This is a genomic window from Candidatus Saccharimonadales bacterium (genome assembly GCA_039928925.1).
Classification (GTDB): domain Bacteria; phylum Patescibacteriota; class Saccharimonadia; order Saccharimonadales; family Saccharimonadaceae; genus UBA6022.
This window is the reverse complement of the sequence record JBDSSF010000004.1, coordinates 60149-87143: the sequence shown is the minus strand read 5'-3', so window position 1 is coordinate 87143 and position 26995 is coordinate 60149. Positions and strand designations below refer to the sequence as shown.

The 26995-nt window shown below is 42.1% G+C and carries 26 protein-coding genes and 2 tRNA genes; 19 read left to right on the top strand and 9 right to left on the bottom strand.

Annotated elements, in window-relative coordinates; translation table 11 throughout:
• The first annotated feature begins 39 nt into the window (after positions 1-39).
• The 3 genes from ABIS22_04505 to ABIS22_04495 are packed head-to-tail and all read left to right on the top strand — an operon-like array spanning position 40 to position 2193.
• Positions 40-501, top strand: a complete 462-nt coding sequence (locus ABIS22_04505) for a hypothetical protein (GenBank protein ID MEO7741145.1) — start codon at positions 40-42, stop codon at positions 499-501.
• The gene (locus ABIS22_04500) at positions 491-1285 is read left to right on the top strand and encodes a hypothetical protein (protein ID MEO7741144.1); all 795 of its coding nucleotides are present in this window, start codon (positions 491-493) and stop codon (positions 1283-1285) included. Before ABIS22_04505 ends, ABIS22_04500 begins: the two co-directional genes overlap by 11 nt.
• Before the next feature lie 44 nt (positions 1286-1329).
• Positions 1330-2193: a hypothetical protein gene (locus ABIS22_04495; GenBank protein MEO7741143.1), complete on the top strand. Its 864-nt coding sequence runs from the start codon at positions 1330-1332 to the stop codon at positions 2191-2193.
• 37 nt (positions 2194-2230) lie between these two features.
• On the opposite strand, the gene ABIS22_04490 is transcribed toward ABIS22_04495, so the two are convergent.
• Positions 2231-2317: transfer RNA gene (locus ABIS22_04490), tRNA-Leu, on the bottom strand.
• A 53-nt stretch (positions 2318-2370) separates the two neighbouring features.
• On the opposite strand from ABIS22_04490, the gene ABIS22_04485 reads away from it, so the two are divergent.
• Positions 2371-3591, top strand: a complete 1221-nt coding sequence (locus ABIS22_04485; GenBank protein ID MEO7741142.1) for a sortase — start codon at positions 2371-2373, stop codon at positions 3589-3591.
• Here ABIS22_04485 and ABIS22_04480 read toward each other — a convergent pair.
• Entirely contained in the window at positions 3588-5051 is a 1464-nt protein-coding gene (locus ABIS22_04480; GenBank protein ID MEO7741141.1) for a PEGA domain-containing protein, read from the bottom strand. The genes ABIS22_04485 and ABIS22_04480 overlap by 4 nt on opposite strands.
• 133 nt (positions 5052-5184) lie before the next feature.
• Between ABIS22_04480 and ABIS22_04475 the strand changes: the two genes are divergently transcribed.
• From ABIS22_04475 to ABIS22_04445, 7 genes are all read left to right on the top strand, one after another.
• Complete coding sequence (locus ABIS22_04475; GenBank protein ID MEO7741140.1) at positions 5185-6126, top strand: DUF4367 domain-containing protein; 942 nt, start codon at positions 5185-5187, stop codon at positions 6124-6126.
• 8 nt (positions 6127-6134) lie between these two features.
• Positions 6135-7721, top strand: a complete 1587-nt coding sequence (locus tag ABIS22_04470) for a glycosyltransferase family 39 protein (GenBank protein ID MEO7741139.1) — start codon at positions 6135-6137, stop codon at positions 7719-7721.
• A gap of 24 nt (positions 7722-7745) precedes the next feature.
• A complete protein-coding gene (gene gltX, locus ABIS22_04465) occupies positions 7746-9167 on the top strand; it encodes a glutamate--tRNA ligase (protein ID MEO7741138.1) in 1422 nt (473 codons plus the stop codon).
• Between the two features lie 69 nt (positions 9168-9236).
• Positions 9237-10346 carry a DUF3048 domain-containing protein gene (locus ABIS22_04460; protein ID MEO7741137.1) on the top strand — a complete coding sequence of 370 codons (1110 nt, stop codon included), beginning with the start codon at positions 9237-9239 and terminating at the stop codon, positions 10344-10346.
• Positions 10337-11893, top strand: coding sequence for a HAMP domain-containing sensor histidine kinase (locus ABIS22_04455; protein ID MEO7741136.1), 1557 nt, complete (start codon positions 10337-10339; stop codon positions 11891-11893). The genes ABIS22_04460 and ABIS22_04455 overlap by 10 nt, the downstream gene beginning before the upstream one ends.
• Before the next feature lie 2 nt (positions 11894-11895).
• The gene (locus ABIS22_04450; protein ID MEO7741135.1) at positions 11896-12279 is read left to right on the top strand and encodes a response regulator; all 384 of its coding nucleotides are present in this window, start codon (positions 11896-11898) and stop codon (positions 12277-12279) included.
• A gap of 41 nt (positions 12280-12320) precedes the next feature.
• Positions 12321-12395, top strand: a tRNA-Glu gene (locus ABIS22_04445).
• A gap of 207 nt (positions 12396-12602) precedes the next feature.
• Here the strand turns inward: ABIS22_04445 and ABIS22_04440 are convergent.
• On the bottom strand, positions 12603-12737 hold the full coding sequence (locus tag ABIS22_04440; protein MEO7741134.1) for a hypothetical protein: 135 nt from the start codon (positions 12735-12737) through the stop codon (positions 12603-12605).
• Positions 12738-12892: 155 nt separating this feature from the next.
• Here ABIS22_04440 and ABIS22_04435 point away from each other — a divergent pair, with 155 nt between their 5' ends.
• Positions 12893-13522, top strand: coding sequence for a hypothetical protein (locus ABIS22_04435; protein ID MEO7741133.1), 630 nt, complete (start codon positions 12893-12895; stop codon positions 13520-13522).
• A gap of 258 nt (positions 13523-13780) precedes the next feature.
• Here ABIS22_04435 and ABIS22_04430 read toward each other — a convergent pair whose 3' ends face one another.
• Positions 13781-13960, bottom strand: coding sequence for a hypothetical protein (locus ABIS22_04430; protein MEO7741132.1), 180 nt, complete (start codon positions 13958-13960; stop codon positions 13781-13783).
• A 183-nt stretch (positions 13961-14143) separates the two neighbouring features.
• Between ABIS22_04430 and ABIS22_04425 the strand changes: the two genes are divergently transcribed.
• From ABIS22_04425 to ABIS22_04415, 3 genes are all read left to right on the top strand, one after another.
• On the top strand, positions 14144-14428 hold the full coding sequence (locus ABIS22_04425) for a metal-sensitive transcriptional regulator (GenBank protein ID MEO7741131.1): 285 nt from the start codon (positions 14144-14146) through the stop codon (positions 14426-14428).
• Positions 14428-14916: a DUF4396 domain-containing protein gene (locus ABIS22_04420; protein ID MEO7741130.1), complete on the top strand. Its 489-nt coding sequence runs from the start codon at positions 14428-14430 to the stop codon at positions 14914-14916. The genes ABIS22_04425 and ABIS22_04420 overlap by 1 nt, the downstream gene beginning before the upstream one ends.
• A 370-nt stretch (positions 14917-15286) precedes the next feature.
• A complete protein-coding gene (locus ABIS22_04415; protein ID MEO7741129.1) occupies positions 15287-16015 on the top strand; it encodes a hypothetical protein in 729 nt (242 codons plus the stop codon).
• A gap of 66 nt (positions 16016-16081) precedes the next feature.
• On the opposite strand, the gene ABIS22_04410 is transcribed toward ABIS22_04415, so the two are convergent.
• The 3 genes from ABIS22_04410 to ABIS22_04400 are packed head-to-tail and all read right to left on the bottom strand — an operon-like array spanning position 16082 to position 18974.
• A complete protein-coding gene (locus tag ABIS22_04410) occupies positions 16082-17446 on the bottom strand; it encodes an ABC transporter permease (GenBank protein ID MEO7741128.1) in 1365 nt (454 codons plus the stop codon).
• Positions 17446-18111 (bottom strand): ABC transporter ATP-binding protein, encoded by a 666-nt coding sequence (locus ABIS22_04405; GenBank protein ID MEO7741127.1) that lies wholly within the window; start codon positions 18109-18111, stop codon positions 17446-17448. The genes ABIS22_04410 and ABIS22_04405 overlap by 1 nt, the downstream gene beginning before the upstream one ends.
• Positions 18108-18974: an SGNH/GDSL hydrolase family protein gene (locus ABIS22_04400; GenBank protein MEO7741126.1), complete on the bottom strand. Its 867-nt coding sequence runs from the start codon at positions 18972-18974 to the stop codon at positions 18108-18110. The genes ABIS22_04405 and ABIS22_04400 overlap by 4 nt, the downstream gene beginning before the upstream one ends.
• A 95-nt stretch (positions 18975-19069) precedes the next feature.
• Here ABIS22_04400 and ABIS22_04395 point away from each other — a divergent pair, with 95 nt between their 5' ends.
• The gene (locus tag ABIS22_04395) at positions 19070-21238 is read left to right on the top strand and encodes an MMPL family transporter (GenBank protein ID MEO7741125.1); all 2169 of its coding nucleotides are present in this window, start codon (positions 19070-19072) and stop codon (positions 21236-21238) included.
• Between the two features lie 41 nt (positions 21239-21279).
• Here the strand turns inward: ABIS22_04395 and ABIS22_04390 are convergent, their stop codons facing one another.
• Complete coding sequence (locus ABIS22_04390; GenBank protein MEO7741124.1) at positions 21280-21927, bottom strand: NAD(P)H-binding protein; 648 nt, start codon at positions 21925-21927, stop codon at positions 21280-21282.
• Entirely contained in the window at positions 21924-22328 is a 405-nt protein-coding gene (locus tag ABIS22_04385; GenBank protein ID MEO7741123.1) for a DUF2177 family protein, read from the bottom strand. Before ABIS22_04385 ends, ABIS22_04390 begins: the two co-directional genes overlap by 4 nt.
• A gap of 168 nt (positions 22329-22496) precedes the next feature.
• Between ABIS22_04385 and ABIS22_04380 the strand changes: the two genes are divergently transcribed.
• The 3 genes from ABIS22_04380 to ABIS22_04370 are packed head-to-tail and all read left to right on the top strand — an operon-like array spanning position 22497 to position 26228.
• Positions 22497-24479 carry an ATP-binding protein gene (locus ABIS22_04380; protein ID MEO7741122.1) on the top strand — a complete coding sequence of 661 codons (1983 nt, stop codon included), beginning with the start codon at positions 22497-22499 and terminating at the stop codon, positions 24477-24479.
• Positions 24480-24530: 51 nt separating this feature from the next.
• Complete coding sequence (locus ABIS22_04375) at positions 24531-25511, top strand: response regulator (GenBank protein MEO7741121.1); 981 nt, start codon at positions 24531-24533, stop codon at positions 25509-25511.
• Between the two features lie 18 nt (positions 25512-25529).
• A complete protein-coding gene (locus tag ABIS22_04370; GenBank protein ID MEO7741120.1) occupies positions 25530-26228 on the top strand; it encodes a pseudouridine synthase in 699 nt (232 codons plus the stop codon).
• The last annotated feature ends 767 nt before the right edge of the window (positions 26229-26995 follow it).

Here is a 26995-nt window from a genome sequence, read left to right as displayed (position 1 = left end):
CGTACCTATTCGTTTTTGTTAGCTGTATACTAATAATAGATGCATGGAGAAACAAGCAGGAAATCAATTATTACGCTATGCGCAAGTTTTAGCTTCTACGAACATGTTTGTCAGGTCCAAGAAGAGTTAGAATCTCTTGGGTGGGAAGTTATTATTCCTGAGACTGCTGTCCTCATGAAAAAATCTGGAGTATTCAGTCTTGATCCACTGAGCACTTTAAATATGACTGATAATTCTGATGCAAAAACTCAGGCGATGCGTAAGCATATTGATGAGGTGCGCCGGGCAGATGCCATACTTGTTATCAATGATGAAAAGCATAATATACCAGATTATATTGGACCCAATGTTCTTATTGAAATGGCGATAGCATTCGCAGATCATATACCAATATATTTAATAAATAATATCCCTGCCGTATCGCCACTATTAGATGAACTAAAAGGCCTAAAACCGATTCCGCTGCTCGGAAATTTGAAGAGGATTAAAAATGATGAATGATTTTCCATATTGGAAACAACAAACCACTGGATCTGCTCTATATCCTGACATCGAATGGGCAAAGCCTGAACAAAGGTCCATGGCTGGACGCCTGGGAATAATAGGTGGCAATAAGCTTGGGTTCGCAGGAGTTGGCGAGGCGTATACAGTTGCATGTGCAGCTGGAGTAGGGGAAGTTCGTGTCTTACTTCCTGACGTACTCAGAAAAACCATTCCAGCTGCCATTACTGATGCTATTTTTGGTGCATCAAACCCTTCAGGGAGCCTTGCGAGAGTTGCAACCACAGAAATGCACACGCTCGGACAATGGGCGAGTGGAATATTACTCATAGGTGATGCCGGTCGTAATGCGGAAACTGCAATTGCATACGAAGATTTTATTCGTGATTATACAGGCCCACTTACTATAACGCGTGACGCGGTTGATTTAGTTAAGAATAGTTCACAACTATTATTCGAACGGCCAAACACACAATTAGTCGTATCTTTTGCGCAGCTCCAAAAACTATTTCAAGCAGTTTACTATACTAAAATTCTTACTTTTAGCATGCAGCTTAGCAACTTCGTTGAAGCAATTCATAAATTTACACTCTCATATCCAGTGACAATTACCGTACTTCATAAAGATCACCTTCTTGTCGCAAACAACGGAATGGTCACATCAACTGCTTGGGAAAATCCGATGGCAATTTGGAGAGGGAACACTGCTTCAAAAGCCGCGGTGTATCAAATGTGGCATCCAGGAAGACAGCTTGAGGCAATTACAACGAGTCTTTTAGCTTAATAATATAAGTTGTTAAAAATTGATAAATATGTTATAATTTAAGTATGTCTGTGGAAACTTTTTCACTTAAAACCCCATCCCTCAGCGCTAGCGAACGAGGGCTTTTTGAACATCTCTATAGTGATCCGGAAGCTGCTCTTACTCTCGCAACATTAGCACTTGGAGCAACCGTACGTAATATACAGTCGTACTATAAACGAACAGAATCAAGTGACATTTCCACTACTACAAACCTTTTTCCAGAAATTACAAAACAACTCGAAGAGGCGATTGAAACAGCTCAACATCAACCAAGCACGACACTCGTGGACTTATTTCGTGCTCGGACACAACTAACGTTTTTAGATCAAACAATTTTAGGTCCTCTATTATTTCGTCGACATGGTGATTATGCTGCACGTCGTCAACTAAATAACGGAGTATATGGTCTGAGCATGGGACTTATCGAAGATGCACTTTTAATTGCAGATACGCCAGATATTGATGATTTGGGAAGTAACGAAATAAGAGGGGTCTTAAACGAGCAGACAGCACTCGCGTTGCTAAATCGTACTCAAAATTGCAATAAATTAGCAGTACCCGCGTCTACAAGTGCAGATTTTTTGCTTAAAACTGACATAAATTATTTATATATTCCCAATGATCGTAAAACATACGTCTCGAATATCCAGGTTAAATCATCAGATAAGTATAATCTTGATCAAGAAGCACCAAAAAATGGGTTCGTCGTTTCCGGTATAGATTTGGGTAATTTTAATAACAATTTTAGAGCAGCTAGGTTAATCTTACGTGAGCTAAACGGAACAGCAACCACCAAAGATTCTGTAAATCTAGATGCTATTCATGGAAACTTTATGGAAATAGTAGCCGAAAGACTGCGTACATATCCTGGTGCAATAGCTGCATAATAAATAAAGTAACGACCGAATAGTCGTTACTTTAGAATGGTACCGCGAGCCGGAATTGAACCGGCACGAGCTTGCGCTCACAGGATTTTGAGTCCGGCGTGTCTACCAATTCCACCACCGCGGCACGTGAGAAAACTCATAGAGTATTGTATACTAGTGAAGAAGAGAAGTCTACATATGCGACCAGATGACAACAGACCTGCCACACCCTATGTTCCACCACGAGATCTTGCATCCCGTGTTGCTGAGCGTACCCGTATAGCCAGCCAAGAGGCGGCAAGTAACGTCGTTAGGGATCGCATTGATACAATTTATACGAACGATCCTACGCACACAGCAATAGAGCAGGAATCGGGCAATGTGACAGAAGCTGAAAATCCGTATGATAGAACCCTTGCAAACGCTGATTCACCACAAGTAGAACAAAACCAGTGGCAACAATACCATAGTGCATGGCAGGACTATTACCAAAAATATTATGAACGCTACTACATTGGACAGGTACATAAAGCTAGGACAGTTCTTGAAGACCATGTTCATCAAACACAGCCAGTAGTCGCTACATTACAAAAATCGGATGAAGTGCCCAATGCTACCGAGAGTCTTGATAAAAAAGAAGCACTTTACGAGCTCCGCTCTAAGCTTCTAGATTCCGTTCAGACATCAGCAAAGAAGGTACGTAAAAGTCGCCATTTTATCCCTATTACCGCGGCTAGTCTTGTGATGGTTATTTTCCTTTTTCTACAGTATAACCGAGTTCTTTTTGCAAATGTTCAAGCATATGTCAGCCCTGGAAGTATTGATCCTCAAAATATCATTGTTGATCCAAATACGGATGTTGTCGTTAGCCAAGACCCTAAATTGATCATTCCAAAAATTAATGTTGATGTTCCTGTCATCTATGACACACAACCAGATTACACATCACAAATGAAAGCAATGGAAAGTGGAGTAGCGTACTTTGGTATACCGGGGGCTAACAGTAAGCCGGGCCAAGTAGGCAATACGGTTTTATCAGGCCATTCTAGTAATGATTTTCTTGATAGTGGTGACTATAAGTTTATTTTTGCCTTACTTGAAAAACTTGGTACCGGTGACACGATTTATGTTAACTATCAAGGTAAACGATATATTTACACTGTTACTAAAACAGAAGTAGTCAAGCCAACCGATGTTGCTAAACTCGTCTATCCTACTGACAAGCCCGTACTAACACTTATTACGTGTACGCCACTTGGGACATCGCAAAACCGCTTGCTCGTAACCGCTGAACAAATAAGCCCAAGCCCAAGTGCGGCAGCTGCAGCACCGACAAATAGTGGCACACCGTCAACGCAGACAATACCTGGTAACTCACCTACATTTGTCCAGCGTATACTTGGTGCAACTGAAAACTAAAGAATTAATTTCGTGCGTTGCAGCTCGTACGCACCAGCTGCATTTTTGTTAAAACCATACACGTAACTACCGTTTGGATTTAATGTCACGCTTAAGCCAGGGACTACAGACATGATGTCTTGTTGGTTTGACCCATCAAACTCATATAGGCGAACTGTTCCATTTGTATCATTCCAAACTGTATAGCCATCAAGCCAAGGGAGCTCTTTTGAAATGGCAGTGTCACTCTTTACAGTGGTCGTAGTTAACTTGTTGAGTTCAAGATCATAGACACTATACACACCACCATTCTGCATAACCACAAATCGACCACTATTCTCTATCTTTAACCACTGGGCACCACCTTCTAATTTAAATGATGCGACAGTACTAAGATCAGAGGATTCAATTGCTACTTTTGGAAGAGAACCTTTAAAAATATCTACCGAATCACCATAGGTAATAGTTATATAATTTTCATTAAAATAACTAGCGATTGCAACGTGGAGTGGAAGAACACCTTCATTAAAGTTTCTAAGTATATATGGCTTATCCGCTCCAATCTGATAGTAACCCACACTACGAATCTTCTTCTCAGTATCATAATTAGTCACATATGTAATTGTTGATGAATCGGATAGGCTAAACTCTGCAACATTTGAAATGAGAGGCCGCGATAATGTCTCAGCGTCAAGATCAATTTGGCGAACATCTGCACCTATTTGAGCAAACACAACCCGGTTATTTAATTTACTAAATACTACCTTAGAAGCATCAATACCAAGGAGAAGTGTTATATTTTTTGTTTTTGTTACATCTTGGCTGTCAACGACAAGCCATTCAATTTTTGACGTGTCATATACGTGTTTAACAATAATATATCGACTTGCTTGATCCCAATTCTCAATAAAAAACGATTGACCTTTATCGGTAGTAGGGGGCGTGTAAGTCGTAGCAGGTAGGTTTAGCGTAGTGACTGGTGTCGCATCACTATTAATATTTACAAGCTTAATAGCGGGAGTCGTAGGATCTTCTTTAACCGCAAGCCATTTATTGTCTGAGGAAGAAGCAGTCGACGACACGGTCGTGAAATCAGCTACTGTTTTTTGAGTAAGAGTTGTTGGAATAAGACGAGCGTAGTTAAGCCATAAAATACTACCAGGTAGTACATCAATAGACTTTTGCCATGTCTTATAACCTGTTTTACTCATCGTAACGTAATGAGAACCGGTAAACGCCGTTGACTTTGAAGGAGTCTGGCTACCGAGCATGTTGCCGTCGACAGTAACTTCAGCTCCAGAAGGAGAGGTAACAAATTGTAAAAGCCCACCTTGTTCAATACGTCCATCTTTTTTGTTAAAATCATATCCAAGCATTATAAATACGAGCGCAGTGACTGCGACAATAATAGTTACCGACATGGCGGTGTATACAGCAACTTGACGAACGAGCTGCTTACGTTTGCTGGGTGGATGATACATACCTATATACTAGTATAGCAATTTTGTCAGTTTTTTTAACGATACCACTTGCATAATCCTTTCGCTTTCCCTACTATTATAAGTAACAAACGAGCTCAAGGAGTTACCATGGGCCAAAGGGGAATAGAAAAACATGAGTCAAAAAACAGTAGCAATTAACGGGACATTGTACGACGCTCACACAGGCCTGCCCTTAGTTGAAGCGAGTAAGGTAAGTACTCATCATGTTAATCCTGTTAAACATGCCACAACCTCTCAAACGGTCCATACAAGTACACAGCGATCAAAGACACTCAATCGAAGTACTGTGAAAAAAAGTTCCCCACATAATATAGATGGCATGGTACGACGCCACCCTGCGATCGTCACTAAAAGCCCCTTAATCACAAAATTTGCTCCTCATCCTGCCGGCGCACGTATTGCACGAAAACCTACTCATTCTGATATTGGTCCTGTGACACATCCACTGCAACACAAAGTAAATTCAGCTGTAGCAGTTAAGAAGAACGTCGTCGCAGTATCAAAACCTGCCCAGGCTATTAAAAATGAAGCTATCACCAACGCCTTAAAAAATACCGGGGCAAAAGATACCTCATCACACAAACAGCAACCAAAGCGACGTTCACGTTTTTTCAGTGTTGCATCTGCGAGCTTAGCTCTTCTTCTTTTAGCTGGCTACTTCACGTATATTAATATGCCTAATCTATCAGTTCGAGTTGCAAGTTCACAAGCTGGCATTGCTGCGAGCTATCCTGAATATAAGCCAGACGGCTACAGTTTGAATGGCGCTGTTGCATACACGCAAGGTGAAGTCAGTATGAAATTCGCCTCGAACAGTGGCTCAAGCGATTATACGATTCGCCAATCAAAAAGTAGTTGGGACTCGAGCGCTGTTCTTGACAACTATACTCGTGAGAATAAGGGAATTGCTCCAACTACATATACCGAGCGTGGACTAACAATTTACATAGACGGAACGAACGCAACATGGGTAAATAGGGGCATACTCTACACTATCAAGGGCGATGCACCTCTTTCGACTGAGCAAATACGTCATATCGCTACAAGCATGTAATTAGACCTATGGCTCAGTTACCTTTAGTACGACACAAAAAAAGAATAGACCGGTCATTGCCAGCCTGGGTTGATATTATTATTCTTGCTTTATCTATAGCAATTTTTTATATCATTATCACTCCGATGCTGAGTAGTGACAGTACGTATTTTGACGAAGGCTACAGTGTTTACTTAGCTCATTTAAATATTCCGAGTGCTGTCTACTATACATCGCTTGACGTCCATCCGCCTCTCTATTACATTGCTCTTCACTTTTGGCAAATGGTTTTTGATTCCTCCATTTTTGTATTACGAATGATGAGCGTCGTATGGGCAGCAATATGTATAGCCTTAGCATTTTTTCTTGTCAGAAGAGCATTTGGTCGAATAGCTGCGTGGATCATATTACCGTTCATTACTTTTTCACCACTTTTTTTAAGGTACAGTGAAACAGCTAGAATGTATACTATGGCTTTAGCATTTTGCTTAGCAGCAACTTACATACTCGTGCGGCTTCAGGGCACCGTTGAGCGTAAAAAGCGTACGGTACTTTGGATTATTTACGGAGTTTTTGTTGCGGGTGGTATGTGGACGAATTACTTTACAGCTCTGATTTGGATATGCCATGGTCTTTGGGTTATATCAGAGCGATACATATTACGTAATAAGGAAGGTAAGTTCATACTACCTAAAGGGTGGTTGTCCGCTATAGCAATGGCAGTACTACTATATATACCCTGGCTCCCATCCCTAATTACACGCTACAAAGATATTCAAGATAATGGATTTTGGATCAAACCAATCTCTATTGATACTATTTCTTCAACAATAACTACTATGACGCTACTAAGACCAGCAAGTAGTATAACAAGCTGGCTTGTCATAGGTATTGTGGGATGGATAGGTGTCGCAACATGGCTCGTGACACGAACTTACAAAGAAATAATACCGACAAAAAAACCACTATACCGACTTGTTATCATTATGAGCATAGGTCCAATAATTTTACTCGGGCTGCTCTCGCTGCCACCATTTCGGCCAGCCTATACATATCGCTATGTTCTCGCTGGAGTATTCATGTCTATGCTCCTAATCGGCGTCAGTCTTGCAATTATCAGCTTTAAGAAACATCAGCTTGCGAAAAAAATATGTATCGGCATGTTTCTGCTTATTATTTTGGTCATAGGCATGTTTAATTTTATCCATCAAGGAAATCGTAATCTTGATACTGGTGGCAAAAGTACTGTTGGTGATGCGGTGGCCCAGATTGACTCTCAAGTAAGCACCATCGAACCAATTATCATCAAATCGCCATATACGTACTATGCATCTATGGTTTACGAGACAAAAACTCACCCCATCTACTATCTTTACACTGAAAGTTTAAAAAACTCCGGTGTCACAAGAGGGTTATACGATATGCCAAATGAGCGAGGTATTAAAGATATTTCAACTTTCATTAAAAAATTTTCGTACGTGTGGATTCTTGGTGAAGATAAAAATGATATTGGATTTTCACCATCACCAACATGGAAAAAAGTTAAATCAATTATAATCAATGACACCGATAGGGGCGTACTCAGCAGCTACGCTATTCAATATCAAGCACCGTAGCTGCTAATCTGTTAAAATAACAGTATGACAATTACTCGTACTCGTTTTGCTCCCAGCCCAACAGGTTTTTTGCATGTAGGCGGCGTGCGTACAGCACTTTTTGCATGGCTCGTTGCGCGCCAAGCTGGTGGTCAGTTCATTCTTCGCCTTGAAGATACTGATAAGAAAAGGGAAGTGGAAGGATCTGCCGAGCATCTGATGACAAGCCTAAAGGCACTTGGTATCACCTATGACGAAGGCCCTGATATCGGAGGTAAGTATGGGCCCTACCGTCAAAGTGACCGTTTAGAAATATATAAACAGTGGGCACAAAAACTCATCGATAGTGGCAGAGCCTATGCCGACCCGTATACTACCGATGAATTGCAGGCATTTCGCGACGAAGCTAAGATGAATAAGCAGGCCTTTTTATACAGACATCATCGGCCGGAAAACCCACCTACTTGGGACGGTACGATGCCATTACGATTTAAGTCTGATCCTAAAGCGTATTCATGGCACGATGAGGTCATGGGTGACCTACATACAGGACCTGATGTTATTGATGATTTTATTCTTATTAAATCCGATGGATATCCTACATACAATTTTGCGCATATTGTTGATGACGCTGAAATGGAAATTAGTCACATAATTCGTGGACAAGAATTTATTTCAAGCCAACCAAATTACTTGAATTTATACGAGGCACTGGGTGTTATACCGCCAATTTTCGCAACCATGCCACATATCATGGCAGAATCTGGTAACAAAAAACTTGGAAAACGAGATGGTGCCAAGGACGTGCTCGATTACCTCAAAGATGGATACATACCAGAAGCACTCGTAAACTTCATTGCAAGTATGGGGTGGAACGATGGAACTGAACAGGAAGTATTCAGCCGAGAAGAACTTATTAGTAAGTTTAGCCTAAGCCGCGTACAGCGAAGTGGGGCGCGTTTCGACGAGCAGCGTTTACTATGGCTTAATGGGCAACACATACGCCAACTATCAATAGATGATCTCTATGGCCGTGTGTCTGAATTCTGGCCTGCAAATAGCGGATCGGTCGACGATTATCGACGGACAGAACTACTTAGGCTTGTTCAAGATCGTCTTAAGACATTGAAAGATTTACCAACATTAACTAGCTACTTTTTCGAAGAACCAACACCCGACTGGGCAATGATTGAAAACAATAAACAGCTTGCAAAATTTAGTCACGATGAACTTACTACTCTTTTAGAGTCTGCTAAAAGTGCACTACAAGATAGTGATTTTGATCCTCAATCGATTCAAGATACCCTCAATAATCTCCTTGAAACAACAGGGCAAAAGCCAGGTATTCTTTTTAGTCTGATTCGTCTTGCTGTGTCTTGGGCACCTTTTAGTCCAGCACTAAACGAAACACTATCCGTGCTAGGTAAAGATGTAGTCATTGCTCGACTGACCAAAGCTCAACTTTAGTACGTATAATATTACCGAGTGTCTAGTGTCGTACTCAGTTTCGTCATCTGCTATAATAACGCTTAAGCTATGAACCAAGATAACCAACCTGTCGAAGGTATTAAAAAAACACCTTTTTTGAGTAAACTCTCTAGATGGGTTCGTACTCATCGGGCGATGTCATATGGCATCATAGGAGCTATTTTAATAGTCATTACGGGCACGGTTGCGCTGGTTATTTTTAATAAACAGCCTGTCGCTCAAACGATAAAATCTGTTACTACAGCACCCAAGCCAAAACCAGCTCCGATATTTTATTCACCCCTTACAGGCATAAAGGTAGACACTGAAGCCGCCACCACACAGGCTGTTACGGCTATTATGATCGAAAATAGCCCCGACGCTCGTCCACAGTCAGGACTAAAAGATGCAGGTGTTGTATTTGAAGCGGTCGCAGAGGGCGGCATCACGCGATTTCTAACTCTTCACCAAGAAGATAAACCGCAAATCATCGGTCCTGTACGCAGTGTCCGCATGTATTACGTAGATTGGTTGGCTGCATTTAATGCCAGTGTTGCACACGTTGGAGGTAGTGCAGCTGCACTTGAGGAAGTAAGAAATGGTAATTACCGTGACATTGATCAGTTCTTTAATGGTGGCTCATACTGGCGTGCTACCGACCGTTATGCGCCTCATAACGTCTATACGAGCTTTGCAAAACTCGATACACTTAATGCATCTAAGGGCTATACGACGTCAAAATTTACAGGATTCACGCGTAAGGATGGTAAGCCTGCAGATAAACCAGATGCAACGTCTATAGCAATAAATATAAGTGGACCACTTTATAATACGAGCTATACTTACGATAAAGTTAATAACCGATATAATAGAAACCTCGCTGGCGCTCCACATCTTGACAGAGAAGGTGGCCAGATTACGCCAAGCGTCGTTATAGATATGAATGTTGATATGTCGCTCGTCATGGAAGATGGATATCGTGAAAGCATTACGACGATAGGTACTGGAACTGCGGTCATCTTTCAAAATGGAACTGCACAAAAGGTTACATGGACTAAAAAGGACCGCCTCTCACAGATAACTTTTACCGATGATCTTGGTAAAGATGTACCGCTCAACAGGGGGCAAACATGGATCAGCGCAGTTCCAAATGGTACAGGGAGTGTGTCATGGCAGTAGAGAAGACAAAACAAGTCAGTGCACCTCCAATGGTCCGTGATTTTTGGCCAAAATATCATGCAAAAACAATTTTCTTTGTTACTGCAACGCAGGTCCTCATAACATTATTATTCGGTGTACTACTGCTGTATGTTCGACCGTCTTCAGCAACAGATCCTTTTTTCTGGGTAACACTCGCTGGACTAGCATTCTTTTTATTCAGTATTAATATATCCGTAGCCGCTTATATTATGAAGCCATTGAGACATTTATCTGATGCACTTACTGAAATTTCAGGAGAGCCATCAATCACCACTCCACCCAATCCAAATAAAGAGGAATTCCAAAAAAATGGTCTTGGACCGCTACTGCAAACTATCTATGAGCTAGCGACTGGAAGAAAAGAAATCACGCCACTAGGTACAAAAGAGGTAGCAGTTGTTCATGCCAATCTCGAAACTGCGTTAAGTGACGCTTCGGTTGGGTTTATGATGCTTGATAAAAATCGTCGTGTTATTTATGCAAATCCAAAAGCACCAATTCATACAGATCCAGATGGTGCAATTATTATAGACCTCTTATTTGAAAATGGTCACACATTAGGAGACTGGCTTGACGAGTGTGAAGAGCATGCAGTTCACGCTGAAAAAGTCTGGCAACGTGTTTCAGATAAAATTCCCGGTGAAGAGAACCGTCATATCTATGATATAACCGCCTCATATCAAAAGGGTAGTGAAGCAGAAGTAGTAATAACACTATTCGAGCGTACAAGCGTCTATCAGCCGGAAGACGACGACCTAGACTTCATCGCCTTTGCTGCACATGAACTTCGTGGTCCAATAACGGTTATACGAGGCTATTTGGATGTGTTTGGCGATGAACTGCAGCCAGTACTTGCAGCAGATCAAGTCGAACTGCTTAATAGGCTCGTCGTATCAGCTAATCGCTTAAGCAGCTATGTTAATAACATCTTAAATGCCTCACGCTACGACAGACGTCACCTTAAGATACATCTCCACGAAGATACAATTAGTAATATCTATGACACAATCAAAGACGATATGAACCTTCGTGCTATGGCTCAAAATCGCTTCTTAACCGTTCAACTACCGATTGATCTTCCAACGGTTGCCGCAGATGCCGCGAGTGTCGGTGAAGTTCTTGGTAATCTAATCGATAATGCACTCAAATACAGTAATGAAGGTGGGCAAATCAATGTCACCGCAAGGGTCAATGGTGGAATGGTAGAAGTTTCGGTCGAAGATTTTGGTATTGGTATGCCGAGTAACGTTGTTAGTAATCTTTTCCATAAATTCTATCGTTCACACCGATCAAGGGAAACGGTTGCAGGTACGGGTATTGGTCTTTATATTACAAAAGCAATTATCGAATCTCATGGAGGCACCATTAGCGTTAGGAGTATCGAAGGGCAGGGTTCAACTTTTAGCTTTACGCTCCCGATTTATAGTACAGTTGCAGAAAAACTTAAACTCAACAATAATAGTAATGAAGGACTCATCGAACACGGCAGTGGCTGGATCAAAAATCATTCGATGTTTAGGGGATAACCATGGCCATTAAAACAATTCTATGTATTGAAGACGACCGCTTTATAGGTGAAATGTATGTACGTAGCCTCAAAAAAGCCGGCTATGACGTTGACTGGATGGTTGATGGTAATGATGGGCTGGTAGCTGCTCGTAATAAGCCCTACGATCTAATGTTACTCGATGTCATGCTTCCGGAGCGACGTGGAAATGAGATTCTTGGAATTCTTAGAGGTGGTGAAACAGACCTAATCCCAAACACAAAGATTATAGTCATGACAAACTTCGATCAAGACGAAGAGTCACGAGCAGCAATGCAACACAACGCCGATGCATATCTTATTAAGGCAGAAATTACACCAAAAAAACTACTTTCTGTCATCCAAGCATTAGATGCCGCCGCCTAGACAGGGAAGCGTATCTTTGCTACAGTTATCAGAGTAAAAATGGTCTCATCGTCTAACGGTTAGGACGCCAGGTTCTCATCCTGGCAATCCGGGTTCGATTCCCGGTGAGATCACCATAAATCGATTGGCATGAAGTTCGTATCTGAAATAGCTCATTTATCTTTGGTAGTGAGCTTTTTTTGTGGGTTCTCAAATCTATTTGCACGTAGGTTGGGACGTTATTGAAAATTGCTCCAAAGAAGGCAATTTTACGAAACTGATTACAGAGGCCAAGAAGCATTTTTGAGCAGTATGTGTCGGTACTAAGAAATCACTATAACTACTTATCGTACTGCAATGGCACGAGAAATTTCACACCAATACGTTCTGTTACCAGATGCATCTTGTATATACTCTATTGTCAGGCGCTGACCAGTAACACCATTTGTTGTTGTGGTGATGCTGACATTTGCACCCATTGACCCGGTGTAGAAATAGCCCTAGAATTAAACCATAACGTAATTAATCGGAGAGAGCCAATTGAGACTACTATGATCGCTCGCCTTTTGGAAGAAAATCAAGAGAGTGAACTCTGGTGTATTACACATCTTAACTTTTCCGCGGTGAGTGTGACATGCTGAGGAGCTCTTCTGGCGGCGGCTCCGTCGGTACGACCACACTCGGTACGAACTATAGCGGTGACCTTATCCGCTTGGTGCTGGTTAATTTTTCGGGTTCGACAACACCTTTGTTGCCTGCTGGCTACATCGACACCGGCTCGGCGTCAGACAGTACTAACGCTTTTTCGATGCGCGTAGTGAGGAAAGTCTCTACTGGTAGCGAGAGCTTCCCTACTTTCTCGGGTGTAACGCATTTAGGCTATATCGTATACTCGGGAATCGATGCAGCGACTCAGATTACAAATGTACTCGGGCAGGCAGGCTCGAGCACTACCGCTTCATATTCCGGTGTCACTACGTACCCAGATCCTGGCGTAGACTGGGTGGGACTTGATTATGTCGGTAAGGTTCTCGGTGGTACGCCGACCGCACCGACCAGTGCCACATCCGTCGTAGACAATAATAGCGGAGGACGTATCGTGATGTTCGATTCGAACGGTCCACTCTCTTCATATTCATTCAACACCAAGCCAGTATCAGTGACATCGCCATGGATTACGAAGACGTATGTCATCATGGGTGGCTCGAGTGGTGGTAGTGGCAGCGGTAGCAACGGCGTATCAATGTCGTTTCTAGTTTTCTGATAGATTACATTTAGCATCACGGCACTAGCAATAATCGTTCAAATACGATGGTAGTAAGCAATATATTTCTGAAACAATCAAAAATGACTCGCTACTACCTCCGCCGAATGACGATAAATAGTAGCGAGGTGTACACGATCTTTAGGGCTTGATATCAGCTGACTTGTAGGCGCCGAATCAGGACATAGTCAGAGTAACCACCATTTGGGAGTGCCCGCTCTGCTAGTCCGAATGCAGGAATCGAGTCTTGTACAGCTCTCATAACTCTTTCGTCTGGTTGGACAAAAAAAAGGGGGGCACTAGACTCTCGCTCCGAAGGTCGCTCACAATACTCCAGACATGCGAGAGTGTCGTTTCTTCGCCAGAGGATATCTTCGTGGCAATGAGTAAGCCGACAACAGCCGGTCCAAATACTTCTGGTGCAAGAAGGGCTCCCATTGTGGCTCCTGTGGTTGTTGGAATGGGTTGGTAGTATTTTGACACTTTAAAGAATAACTGTCAATGGATAGGTCTCTATTTTTTATCTGTTAACTCGTTCGATTCCCATAAGCTCTATGTAAAGGAGATGGTGTTTATAATTCTTGCTTGACTAATACCCCTAGGGGGTATTAGAATGTGTATATGATTGATTCTATAAAAAAGAGAGCACTCCACCGAGCAAAAATTATTGAAGGCCAAATGAAAGGTCTTGAGAAAAAAATCGATGAAGATGCATATTGTATGGATATTCTCGTGCAAAGCTTAGCGATTCAAAAATCACTTGCGTCCCTTAATAAGCTTGTGCTCGAGAACCATCTCCGAACGCACGTTGCGGATGCTATGTCTTCTGGCGTAGAAAGTAGCCAGGAAAAAGCACTCGAAGAACTCTTGAATTTATATGAACTAAACAACAATAGAAGCAAATAATGGTGGATTCTACGCATCATCACAATCACCACGAACACTATCTTCAAATGTCATCAAAAATGATGGCGGCCAATGCCACGCTGCATTGTCTGTTGGGATGTGCGATTGGAGAAATGATAGGAGTAACAATTGGTACGCACTTAGGTTTTGCACCTCATAGTACTATCATCCTAGCTTCGATACTTTCGTTCTTATCCGGATATACCGTTTCAACATGGCCACTTATTAAGGCTAATATACCATTCAAAAAAGCACTTCAACTTGTCTTTGCCGCCGACACGCTCTCGATTTTAACGATGACTATCATGGATAATTTGATGATGCTCCTTATTCCTGGGGCAATGGATAAAGATTTGACGCATCCCATCTACTGGCTAAGTCGCATAGTGTCGCTTATGGCAGCATTTATTGTTGCATTCCCAGTTAACGTTTATTTGCTAAAGAGAGGTAAGGGGCATGCTCTTACACACGAATACCATCATAAGTAGTCCTATTTTCACTCCTAAAGCGAATGTTCTACGCCAGAGATAAACCCCTCATAAGAAACGCGAATCGAGTAAACTCCACAAGTATATCGTTCCAATTCGATTCAATCAGGGTTACCAAGAATTAATTCAAAGATTAATAAACGTGGAAAAGCTCATTTACCTGTTGTATCTGAGCTATTTTTGCATCTATAAGGAACCGTAATGTATTATAATTTTAATTCTTTTTATATGGTTGTCGATGACCAAGTAAAATTGATAGTATAACAGATTGATAAGCTTGTATTTATTCTCCTTCTATATATACTTCGTATAGGAGAGAAACACTCATACTCATTAGCTCCAATAACCTACTATCACTACGAGACTACCAATGGCAACAACTCCAAAACCACTTACTTCTACCCAACTTACCATCCTTAAAATTACCTACAAATTCCGATTCGTTACTGCTGACCTTATCGCTTCTTATCGATCTACTTATAAAAATGCATCCTATGAATTACTTTCAAAGCTCCATAAAAATGGCTATTTAGGACGTCGTTATAATTCAAGCTATAAATTAATAGGACAAGGCGCTCGCTATCATCTTACGAGTAAGTCAATAAAATATCTTAGAGAGCAGATAGAACTGAATGAAGGCGTGTTACATTCCAGGTACAAAGATAGTACTTCGACCGAACAATTTGTATTAAGCGCGCTTGAAGCGTTTGAGACAGCCGTACGCATACGTTCACTATACCCAAACATATTCACAATTTTTAGTGAGTACGAGTTGGCTAATTACAGCCATTTCCCACGTCCTTTACCTAAGTTGTTTATTCGCAGGAACGAATCAGATATTACAAAACCACACGAATACTTTATTGAACTAGCTGGCAATAACTTGTTTTTCATTATCAAGAAGCAAATTAATCAATGTATAGAACATTATGAAAGCGGGGAGTGGCCACATGAGGGATACCCATGTATTATATTTCTTACAAAAAATAAAAACCTCAAGAAGAATATTGAAAAATATATTGAGTTTTTAATTGATAATGGTTTTATTGACGAAGATGAAATGAAGATTATAGTGACTGATGCGATATCAAGCTTGTAGGTCATAATAAACCTCCATCCGCATGAATTTCAAGCGTAACAATCTAAATCTATATATCCTTGCTTACTATTCAGTTCTAAGCGCGTCTATTGGGTCAAGGCGAGCAGCTTTTCTAGCTGGTAGAAAACCTGCAACCATGGCAACGACAGTAAGTGCCAAAACAAGCATGACTATCTGGTCAATATGGAAATCTAAGATCCTTACGTCGCCTGTATTGAGTAATTTAGATATCGAAGGATTCAAAAGCGTACCAGCACCAACAGCAATAGCCGATCCAATAAGTCCACCAAGAAGGCCTATGAGTGCTGCCTCAAACAGGAACAGCTGATTAATATTGTATTTATGCATACCAAGCGCCTTCATGAGCCCAATTTCCTGCGTGCGTTGGAGGACACTTATGTACATTGTATTTACTACTCCAAACACCGATGCGACGACGGCAATAAGCCCAAACACCAACACGATACTTTGTAGCACCGTAATTACCTGAGTAATTGTCTTTTGGGTGTCGAGAACACTCTGTGCACCGTAGCCTAACTTTTTAACTTGATCCTGGACGGCAGTGAGCTTATTAATATCCGTACCGTCTTTTACTTTAATATAGACCGACAGATACTTGTGGTAGCTAGTAGTGCCTTTAACCGAGATATCCTTAAGAGTATTTAAGTCATCTTCGTTTGCTGTCAGGTAGAGGCCTGCACTCGGCTGAAGAAGAACTGCTGGCGTTTTACTTACCGCAACAATCTTGAAATCAGTTTCTGTTGTTGTATTCTGAGCTAATGCATCGGTGCTTGCACTTCCGTTTTGTAGAAATGAAGTTATAAGTGACGACTGGTCAACCTGTTCCTGTACGCCAAGTCTAATTTTCTTTCCAACAGCATCGCTTGCTGAGCTAAATCCAAGGGAGCTAAGAAATCCTTCTGGTAAAATAACAGTCTTACTAGCTAGGCTTCCGCTAACGGATCCAGCAAGCAGTTCAGGCGACTTATAGCTACTGTACGCTTGAACAGTTCCGGAATATTTCCGCTGTCCGTCACGTGTGACGTACTGAAGGCTGACCGTATTTGTCGTACGAATCGATTCTACACCATCAATCGCTTTTAGCCGTGTGATATCGCTATCACTCAAATTCTCAACCTGGGTAGATGTTCCACCTGGCGTGAGAACGCTACTAAAATTCTGGTTATACTCTTGTGGTTTACTTGTATCTGTAGAGCTAAATAACAGTTTGCTTGCACTAACAATAAGTTCACTTGGATCAAAGTTACTTTTAACAATATTATCCGCATAGTTTGTTGCACCATTACTCGCAGCAAGTGTAAGACTGAGTGCAAAAGCACCGACCGCCATAGCGAATGCAGTCAGTAGTGTTCGAGCCTTTGCGCTAAGGAGACTTCGGACCGAACGCTGTACGATATCGAGTAAAAACATTATGCTGTAATCTTTCCGTCTTTAAGTTGAATTTGCGCCTGACACTGGTTGGCTAAATCGGGATCATGCGTGACGAGAATAATAGTACATCCAATTTGCTTATTCAGATCAAAGAGGAGTTTCATAATACGGTCACCGGTGACGCTATCCAAATTACCCGTAGGCTCATCAGCAAAGAGAATATGCGGCTTGTTAACAATTGCTCTTGCAATTGCAAGTCGTTGTTTTTGTCCACCAGAGAGGTTATTAGCTAAATTATCTACCTTTGTCTCTAGCTCTACGGACTTCAATGCTTCCATCACGAGTTCTTTTCTTTTAGCACGAGGAACTTTTGCAATCTGAAGAGGCAACATTACATTTTGATAGACAGTTTGATTTGCTTGAATGAAGAACGCTTGAAAAATAAAACTCATCTTGCTTGTTCTGAAATTGTCCATCTCACGTGATTTCATACTAAACAAATCAACATCATCTATTACTATCTTTCCACTCGTTGGACGATCAAGCCCGCTCATGATGTGCATGAGAGTTGATTTGCCTGAGCCACTCTTACCTATGATTGCAAGTGTACTCCCGCTTTTGATCTTTAAAGAAACGGTATCAAGTGCAATAAATTCATTTTCATTTTTACCGTACTTTTTGACTAATTTTTCAACAGTGATCATTTAATGGCTCCATTCGTTTTAAGCGCTGTGACAATTTGATTAGCAATGGCAGCCTGGCCGTCAAGTGTTGGATGATATGGAGCTTTGTCGCTAAGCCCTTGTATCCATGGACTTGCTGTGCAGAGCTCATGACCGCTAAAGTCAATTGGCACATAGGTTACGAAATCATATGCTGATGCTGCAGATTTGAGTGATTCATCAATTGTATTTTGTAGGGTAGTAATCCATTTAAGCTCTTGCTGATCAATACCCACAAGCTCTGTGCAGTTTGCCTTTGGACTAGCAGGGAACAGCTTGTAATAACCCGTGATAACTACCCTTGGTGTTTCTGTTGGATAGGTAGACTGAATTTGAGAAAAGACATTGATTAAATTAGTAGTTGCGGCTGCAACACCTGCATTGACGGCATTTGTATCAGCATCTGAGCCACAGTTACCCGTGTAGCATTTTTGTATAAAGGAGGTCCAATTTGCATCGTTAGCACCTATTGTCATTGAGATTAAATTAGGCTTAGTCCCCGAAAGTAAAGAATTTAGCTGTGGTTCAATAGCTAATTTATTGACAACCTGTGTACCGATAAGTCCATTTTGTGTCGTCGCACCGCTACACGCGACACTTTGTAATTTATAGTTTAGTGCAGTCGCGACAGCATTTGGATATGCATGTATTGTCCTATCACACGCACTTGAGTCAGTATAATCTCCAAGCCCGATGCCTGCAGCAACAGAATCGCCCAGTGCGATATATGTCCCATTAGTCTGCACGACTGTCTGAACTTTGTTATCTTTACTGAACAATTTAACTGTCAGGAATCCTAGCGCTATTACTATAACTAGTATGATTATCAAAGAATATTTTTTCATCTAGTCCTATTTTAGACTATTTTGCTTAAATATAGGTCAGATATTATTATAAAATCTATCATAAATGTATAACTTAGTTGCTATAATGAAAGAATATGGGTAACAATCCTTTAGCAAGCATATTACAATACATTAAAAATCATACCTGGCTGCGCATCTCTTTGCCTATTATTATTATAATCCTCTGGTTTATTGTTGCTGGTATAGGTGGCCCTACGTTTGGCAAATTGTCATCAGTCTCATCTAATGACCAATCCTCATTTTTACCTGCAAGTGCCCAGTCAACTAAAGTACAAGCGCTTCAAAGTAAATTTCAAGATTCAACTTCTATTCCCGCAATTATTGTTATTGAGTCAGAACAAAAAATCTCGCCTCAAGATTTCCAGCTTTACAAACCTCTTATAGAAAGTGTTTCTGGTGTCAAGGGTGTCAAACAAACCACTGCAAATCAACCAGTCACGGTAATCGGCCCAATTCCTTCATCAGATAATTTATCAGTGGAGTTTATTGTTCCGATTGCTGAGACTAAAAATGTCAGCAAAGTTGTTGCTGATTTAAGAAGTACTGTTAATGATACGACTCCTAAAGGTCAAACGGCATATGTAGCTGGTCCAGCAGGTTTAAGCGCTGATCTTGTCAAGGCATTTGGGGGTATAGATGGAATTTTACTACTTGTCGCGCTTGGCGTTGTGTTCTTCATTTTACTACTTGTCTACAGATCGGTTGCGCTACCATTTATCGTACTGCTAAACGCGATGTTCGCACTGTGTGCATCTATTCTAGTCGTTTATTTCATGGCTAAAGAGAACTGGATTCAACTAAATGGTCAGAGTCAAGGTATATTATCCATCCTTGTTATCGGTGCAGCAACTGATTATTCTTTACTTCTCGTAGCGCGATACCGTGAAGCCCTTGCTCACATTGAATCAAAATGGATTGCAATATGGCGAGCGATGAAAGTATCATTTGAGCCAATTGCCGCATCCGCTGCAACCGTCGTACTGGCATTACTCTGTTTATTATTTTCAGATTTAAACTCAAACAGAAGCCTCGGACCAGTGGCAGCAACCGGCATAGCACTTTCATTTCTTTCAACAATAACATTTTTACCTGCGCTACTTGTCGTACTCGGTCGTGGATCATTTTGGCCTGTACGTCCAAGGTTTATGCCAGAACAACATATTGAAAATACGAAGAATAACAGTGATATAGGCAAGCTATGGCGGGGCGTTGGAAAGCTCATTTCATCAAAGCCTCGCCTGACTTGGATGGTATCGCTTGTCGTACTACTTGTCGCTGGACTTGGTATCCTGCAGTTAAGGGCGAGTGGCGTACCTCAAACGGCACTCATTCTATCCAAATCGCAGGCAGTTGATGGTCAAGCAGTCATTGCAAAACACTTTAATGCAGCAATCGGTACACCGATGGTGGTGATTGCAGATCAGAATAAAGTTAATCTGGTTGTAAGTAAACTACAATCATTTGAAGGTGTGAGTCAAGTTACTGTCTACACCGGAGGAAGTGAGCGGCCAGGAGCAGCCCCCGGACTACCAAAAATTGTTGATGGTAAAGTACTTATCAATGTCACTCTAAGCGCCACTGAATCAGATTCAGCACAGGCAGAATCAGTCGTTACACTATCTCGTGCCCAACTCCCGGCAATTGATTCAAGTGTATTAGTGGGGGGAGCGACCGCAACATCACTTGATACAAACGAAACAGCTCGTAATGACCTATACAAAATCATTCCAATAGTCCTCGTTGTCATTCTCGTCATTCTCATACTATTACTTCGAGCAATTGTTGCACCACTACTTCTCATAGTGAGTGTCTTGATCAGTTACGTTGCTGCAATTGGCGTTTCGGCACTTGTTTTCAACTATATCTTTGGGTTTGCAGGAGCGGATGCTTCTGTGCCGCTATTTGGATTTATTTTCCTTGTAGCACTTGGCGTTGATTATAATATTTTCCTTATGACACGCGTCCGAGAAGAATCACAAATTATCGGAACCAGACGTGGTGTCATCCGTGGACTCGGTAAGACTGGTAGCGTCATTACCTCAGCAGGAGTTGTGCTTGCTGCTACCTTTGCTGCACTTGGCATCATACCAATTCTATTCCTGGCTCAGATTGCCTTTATTGTTGCATTCGGAGTGCTACTTGACACAATTATCGTTCGGTCACTTCTCGTTCCATCAGTTGCGTATGATCTAGGAAAGATCATATGGTGGCCCTCAAAACTCTCTCGTACTGACAAGAAATAATAGACCTATAGTAACTTAGGACTGATCATAAATAGATAGTGTTATGTATCTATATCTTCTCCAAGAAAAGGCGACCTTCGGGTCCAGGTATGATTTTCTAGCAGGTCAACCATCGATAGGACAACAAGCTGTCTACTAATTGTTTTCCATGGGGCAGGGCGCCTATCTCCTAGATTATACATATCAGTGACAGGTGCTGATGACGACATAATTGGCGAACGAACGACAGTCCAGTCAAGCTTGCTTTCTTCAAGAAGACGAATATGCTTTTCGCCGTCAAAAAGAACTTTATGGCCAATAATCGATATACCAATATGTGAAATACGGTGGAGGAGGCTCAGTTTATCACCCTTAGCTCTTGCATCGGCCCCAGTTAACGAAATAATCTTTGTTATGTTTCTTTTTTTCATGCCTGGAATAATAAAGCTCATGCCTGTTGCAAGTATGTCCTTTTTTGGCGTACCCCAACTTCCAAGTGCGCTAATAACCATCTCAGATCCATCAAGGGCTTTCTCGACGTCAATTGCTTGGTAGATATCACCCTGAACAATACTAAGTTGATCGGATTGTTTGAGCGCCGATTGATTATGGACGAATGCGACTACTTTATAGTCACGACCTAATAATTCCTCAACAATTAAACTACCTACTTTACCGTTAGCCCCAAAAACTGTTACTTGTTGTCTCATGAAAAGAACTGCCTAATAATTGCATAGGTAATGACAGACACTCCAGCGGTGAGAAATGCACCCCAGAGTAAGTCAACAACTACTAACTTGACGGTAAAGCCCTTAATTGTCGAAAGATTCGTAAGGTCATAGGTTGCATAGGCAACTAGCCCGAATAAAGCACCGTAGGTAAGTGCATAAAGCCACGAACCTTTCTCAAGAGCAGGACTAATAACAAACACAACAACTCCAACAACATAAATAATATAGAACAATATAGCAGCCGTCATGTTTGGCTTTTCAAGAAGAAGAGTACCTATCTGACTTTTATAAAACTTGTTTGCAACAACAGTAAGCCAAAAAGCGTCGAATACACCCATGACGCCACCTGCAATGAGAAATCTAATAATAAAGTCTGTCATAAAATAAGCACCTCCTATGCTCCCATTATGGTACCACAAAAGACCTTGCCTAAATGAGTTTTATCAGTCATACTTACCTCAAGCATTTTACGTACTCATAGGGGGGCAGTTAGTATCAAGCCAATAGTGCTTAACCGATTTTGGCATCGCCGCATATGCGAAGCGATAATGTTAATTGCGCTTACTATCATTGGGCTTTATTGCTGGGCTTTTTTTGATTCAAGTGTCAAATCCTTAAGTGCCTCTTTACTTATTAGTGATATGGCGGCCATTCTTGCAGTGGCCTCATTTTGTATGGGCTTTATATCGTATCTTTTCGCACCCCGCAAATACATCTTTGCCTTAAGCTTATCTGCGTATCTTATTCTAGCTGCAACTGCTGCAACGCTTATTTTTAGTACAGGCGGGGTTGTGTCTCCATTCGTCGCACTGTGGATGGTTATTGCTATATTTGCTGGTGTATTCGGAATATACGGAGTCCTACCTCTACTTATAGCAACAACTGGGTATATGGTTATGTCATTTATTGACCATACGCTGACTCGTGAGGGAGTAATAACGACGGCACTTGCTGGTGAACTACCTCTCATTATTAGTTTTTTTATCTGGCACGTAAAAGCAAAGGCAGAATCGGGAGACGATAAAGCATATAAGGATCTTGCAAATGAACTGAGTCAAGTTGCAGGCACTTCGGAAGTCGTCATTAACGCTATCGCTGATGGCGTTGTTGCCCTCAATAGCCAGGGAGTTGTTGAACTTATTAATCCTGCAGCACAGCGAATGATAGGGTGGGGGAAGCAAGATGCTTTAGCGTTAAATTACCAGTCTGTCATGCGGCTTACTGACAGTAAAGATAAAACCCTTGATCCGGGGAATGACCCAATCCTTCAAGCTCTTAATACAAATCAACAAATTAGTACAAATGAATTATCCCTGTTAACTCATTCTGATAAAAAATTACTTGTTTCTATTGTCGTTTCTCCTGCTGGATCAATAGGCTCGGGTGTTATTATTGTGTTTCGTGATATTACTAAAGAAAAAGCCGAAGAGCGTGAGCAGGCAGAGTTTATCAGTACAGCTAGCCATGAAATGCGCACACCAGTCGCATCTATAGAAGGTTATTTAGGCCTCACTCTCAATCCTGCGACAGCAACAATAGATGCTAAAGCACGTGACTTCATCACAAAAGCCCATGAATCAGCCCAGCACCTTGGAAGATTGTTCCAGGACTTATTGGATGTCACAAAAGCAGATGATGGACGACTAGCGAATAATCCGAAGGTTGTTGATCTTGTTACGTTTACTGGCGACATTATTGAAGGACTTCGCCCTAAAGCAGATGAAAAAGGGCTAACTGTTACATACAAACCATTTGCAGCGGCTGGACTTAAGACAACAGAGCGTCGCCTTAACCCTGTATTTTATACATACGTCGACAACGATCATCTTCGTGAAGTAATTGCTAATCTTTTAGAAAACGCGATTAAATATACACTCGTCGGAGAAGTAATTGTCGATGTGAGTGGCGATGCTGAACATGTTACCGTAAGTGTCGCCGACAGTGGAATTGGTATACCAAAAGAAGATATTTCTCATTTATTCCAAAAGTTCTATCGTGTCGACAACAGTGATACTCGTGAAATTGGCGGTACAGGTCTAGGACTCTATTTATGTCGACGGCTTGCAGAGGCCATGAACGGTCGTATATGGCTAGAGAGCGAATATAAGAAGGGGAGTACGTTCTATCTTGAACTACCTCGTCTAGATAATGTTGAGGCTGCACGGCTAGCTGATGAAGCTGCGACAGAAAAAGCGAGAGAGATGGCCGAGAATGCAGAAGCAGCACGACAAGCATCGATAGCTCAGCCTATCGCTGCTCCAGTACACGCTGAGCCTGAACAGGTAGCACCTCCAGTCGCACCACAACCAGTGCCTATGGTTACGCCCGTCCAAATAGCCGTACCTCCTGTTCAATACCCTCAGCAAATTGCTCCAGCACCAGTCCAACAGCCTGAGCCGCAGCAAGTTATATACACTAGGCCTAATATCTCAATTAACAGTATCGAGCAACATCCTGAACAGTATCAACAGGCCGCTAGAACAAGTGGTATAAGTATTCCTGTACGAAATGGGAACAATCCACCTAATTAAACGTAAGAGCTATAGTAATTTTAACAAGTGCCTAGTACAATAGAGGATAATATGACCAAAATACTCCTGGTAGAAGATGACAAGAGTCTGCGCGAGATATATGGTGTTCGACTCCTCGCAGAGGGTTATGACATCGTATCAGCCGGTGACGGTGAAGCAGCACTTGCAATGGCGATAAAAGAACGACCACAATTAATTGTTAGCGATGTTATGATGCCGAAAATTAGCGGCTTCGATATGCTGGATATCCTTCGTTCAACAACTGAAACAAAAGATATCAAAGTTATTATGATGACTGCTCTTAGCTCCGAAGATCAACGAGCACGAGGTGAAGCACTCGGTGCAGATAGATACCTTGTAAAATCCCAAGTTGGTATAGAGGATGTTGTTCGTACTGTTCATGATGTACTCGGTGATGCACCAATAAGCCATCCTTCGGCTCAAGCATTTGGTGCTGCGCCAGCTCCAACTGCTATGCGTCCCGCACCTGCTCCAGCAACTACCCAAGCCCCACAGCCTGCGCCAGTTTCACCTCAGCCTGTACAGCAATTTGCACCTGCGCCAACTCCACAACCAGTTGCTGCAGCTCCAGCACCTGCGCCAACTTTCTCACCAGTGAGTCAACCAACACCCGTCGTAAATAGTTTACCTCAGCCAACTGCTCCATTTTCAACTGCGAGGCCTGCTAATCTTGGTGAAAGAGTCATCCATCCTATCACTCCAGACGTTGCTGTTCAGGATATGGCTGCCCTCATTTCACAGGAACTTAATAATGCTACACCTACTCCACAACCAGTTGCTGCAGCTCCAGCACCTGCGCCAACTTTCTCACCAGTGAGTCAACCAACACCAGTAGCACCACCTCAGATGCAACAACCAGTCCAGCAACAGCCTTCTCCTCAGCCTGTATCCGCTGCTCCAGCAGCAGTAGCGCAAACGCCTCAATTACCAGGTATACAGTTCGAGGAAACCCCTCGTCCGACTCCACCTACTATCCCAAGTCCTTTCGGTGCTCAGCCACCTCAGCAATAATGCTATACTTGTAGGGATATGAATCAAGATAACCCTGCAACAAATAGACTTAATAAACACCTCGCTCTCGAATTAGGAATTTCTCGACGTGAAGCAGATAACCTTATTGATGATGGACACGTACACATAGGGGATGTCATGGCAACGCTTGGTGCGCGTTTTAAAGATGACGATAACATCTTTGTGGACCATAAACTTCTTGGCAAAAATACTAAATTTCAGTACATTGCCTTTAATAAACCTATTAACTATGTATGTTCTCGCCGGCAGCAGGGAGATAGTCCAACCATTTACGATATTCTACCTGATGAGTACCGTACTCTAAAGCCAGTTGGTCGCCTCGACCGAAAAAGCTCAGGTCTAATTCTGTTAACAAACGATGGTGACTTTGCGTATCAAATGACTCATCCTAAATTCATAAAGACAAAAGTCTATGAGTGCGAGATTGATCCTGCGCTTGCTGCGCTTCACCAACAAATGATCAGTGATTATGGGGTAACACTAGAAGACGGACCGAGTAAGCTGTCTCTTGAACGTATGATAGAGGGAGATAGTAAGCGATGGCGCGTGACAATGCATGAAGGTCGCAATCGTCAAATTCGCCGCACATTTGGTAGCCTTGGCTATGATGTTGTGAAACTCCACAGGACTAATTTTGGTAGTTATTCACTTGGTGATATGAAGATAGGTGAGTACGAAACCGTTGATATGCGCTAGGTGATATAACTAAAATAAAAGAAATCACGCCATTATAGACATGATTTTTATATAGTGTTCCAGTTGATTTTTCATAGTAGGTTATATTTGTGAGCAGTTTTTCGTCCTACTCAGGACAGAGAAGCCAAATACTCCTCAACACCACCATTAGTGCCCGGCCGCACGCTTTGTCGAGCGGATCACGCTATTACTTAAGATCTTGGTCACGGTAGTCGATCTTCCATAAGATCTTCTACCCCTCGAACTTCAGTGAACCAAAGCCACGCTCACCGTTATGATTGCAACTAATCTATTCTGATTTATCAACCGGAATATTCACGACAGTTCAGGCTCCATATCCTTTAGACGCAACTGTGGTTGAAATGGTGGATCATATTATAGATAACCTGCTCACTAGATAGCATCTGGTATAATCAACTCGGAAGGCTCATGCTTCTTACGAGAAAACACGAGCTTTCTTTTTTTACATCAAAATTATTGAGATTAGCTAGATGGAGAGGCTTAGATATGGAAATCCCCCTGCCCTCACGAAGAGAACCGGGGGTTATTCCTAGTAGCCCTGGCAGTACCAGGAGTTGGGGTCGCTCGAGCTGCGCGTAGCAGCGTAAACGCTCCAGTGCGCCTGGCAGTAGGAGTTGACATCGACGCTTCTCCACGAAGCGCTGTTCGTGGAGTTGTTGTAGACGCACTTCCAGCTGTAGGCGTTGTAGGGCGTGTTACCTTTCAGCTTGGCTGCCCAACCAGCTTGTCCGTACTGTGCCATGCAG

Bases quoted from the DNA above. Each gene is read 5' to 3' on its own strand.
- ABIS22_04405 (MEO7741127.1), bottom strand. From the start codon at position 18,111: ATGATCACTGTTGAAAAATTAGTCAAAAAGTACGGTAAAAATGAAAAT.
- ABIS22_04450 (MEO7741135.1), top strand. From the start codon at position 11,896: ATGGCCATTAAAACAATTCTATGTATTGAAGACGACCGCTTTATAGGT.
- ABIS22_04385 (MEO7741123.1), bottom strand. From the start codon at position 22,328: ATGACAGACTTTATTATTAGATTTCTCATTGCAGGTGGCGTCATGGGT.
- ABIS22_04485 (MEO7741142.1), top strand. From the start codon at position 2,371: ATGCGACCAGATGACAACAGACCTGCCACACCCTATGTTCCACCACGA.
- ABIS22_04400 (MEO7741126.1), bottom strand. From the start codon at position 18,974: ATGAAAAAATATTCTTTGATAATCATACTAGTTATAGTAATAGCGCTA.
- ABIS22_04470 (MEO7741139.1), top strand. From the start codon at position 6,135: ATGGCTCAGTTACCTTTAGTACGACACAAAAAAAGAATAGACCGGTCA.
- ABIS22_04435 (MEO7741133.1), top strand. From the start codon at position 12,893: ATGCTGAGGAGCTCTTCTGGCGGCGGCTCCGTCGGTACGACCACACTC.
- ABIS22_04505 (MEO7741145.1), top strand. From the start codon at position 40: ATGCATGGAGAAACAAGCAGGAAATCAATTATTACGCTATGCGCAAGT.
- ABIS22_04370 (MEO7741120.1), top strand. From the start codon at position 25,530: ATGAATCAAGATAACCCTGCAACAAATAGACTTAATAAACACCTCGCT.
- ABIS22_04380 (MEO7741122.1), top strand. From the start codon at position 22,497: ATGTTAATTGCGCTTACTATCATTGGGCTTTATTGCTGGGCTTTTTTT.
- ABIS22_04395 (MEO7741125.1), top strand. From the start codon at position 19,070: ATGGGTAACAATCCTTTAGCAAGCATATTACAATACATTAAAAATCAT.
- ABIS22_04500 (MEO7741144.1), top strand. From the start codon at position 491: ATGATGAATGATTTTCCATATTGGAAACAACAAACCACTGGATCTGCT.
- ABIS22_04460 (MEO7741137.1), top strand. From the start codon at position 9,237: ATGAACCAAGATAACCAACCTGTCGAAGGTATTAAAAAAACACCTTTT.
- ABIS22_04455 (MEO7741136.1), top strand. From the start codon at position 10,337: ATGGCAGTAGAGAAGACAAAACAAGTCAGTGCACCTCCAATGGTCCGT.
- ABIS22_04415 (MEO7741129.1), top strand. From the start codon at position 15,287: ATGGCAACAACTCCAAAACCACTTACTTCTACCCAACTTACCATCCTT.
- ABIS22_04430 (MEO7741132.1), bottom strand. From the start codon at position 13,960: ATGGGAGCCCTTCTTGCACCAGAAGTATTTGGACCGGCTGTTGTCGGC.
- ABIS22_04420 (MEO7741130.1), top strand. From the start codon at position 14,428: ATGGTGGATTCTACGCATCATCACAATCACCACGAACACTATCTTCAA.
- gltX (MEO7741138.1), top strand. From the start codon at position 7,746: ATGACAATTACTCGTACTCGTTTTGCTCCCAGCCCAACAGGTTTTTTG.
- ABIS22_04425 (MEO7741131.1), top strand. From the start codon at position 14,144: ATGATTGATTCTATAAAAAAGAGAGCACTCCACCGAGCAAAAATTATT.
- ABIS22_04410 (MEO7741128.1), bottom strand. From the start codon at position 17,446: ATGTTTTTACTCGATATCGTACAGCGTTCGGTCCGAAGTCTCCTTAGC.
- ABIS22_04495 (MEO7741143.1), top strand. From the start codon at position 1,330: ATGTCTGTGGAAACTTTTTCACTTAAAACCCCATCCCTCAGCGCTAGC.
- ABIS22_04375 (MEO7741121.1), top strand. From the start codon at position 24,531: ATGACCAAAATACTCCTGGTAGAAGATGACAAGAGTCTGCGCGAGATA.
- ABIS22_04390 (MEO7741124.1), bottom strand. From the start codon at position 21,927: ATGAGACAACAAGTAACAGTTTTTGGGGCTAACGGTAAAGTAGGTAGT.
- ABIS22_04480 (MEO7741141.1), bottom strand. From the start codon at position 5,051: ATGTATCATCCACCCAGCAAACGTAAGCAGCTCGTTCGTCAAGTTGCT.
- ABIS22_04440 (MEO7741134.1), bottom strand. From the start codon at position 12,737: ATGGGTGCAAATGTCAGCATCACCACAACAACAAATGGTGTTACTGGT.
- ABIS22_04475 (MEO7741140.1), top strand. From the start codon at position 5,185: ATGAGTCAAAAAACAGTAGCAATTAACGGGACATTGTACGACGCTCAC.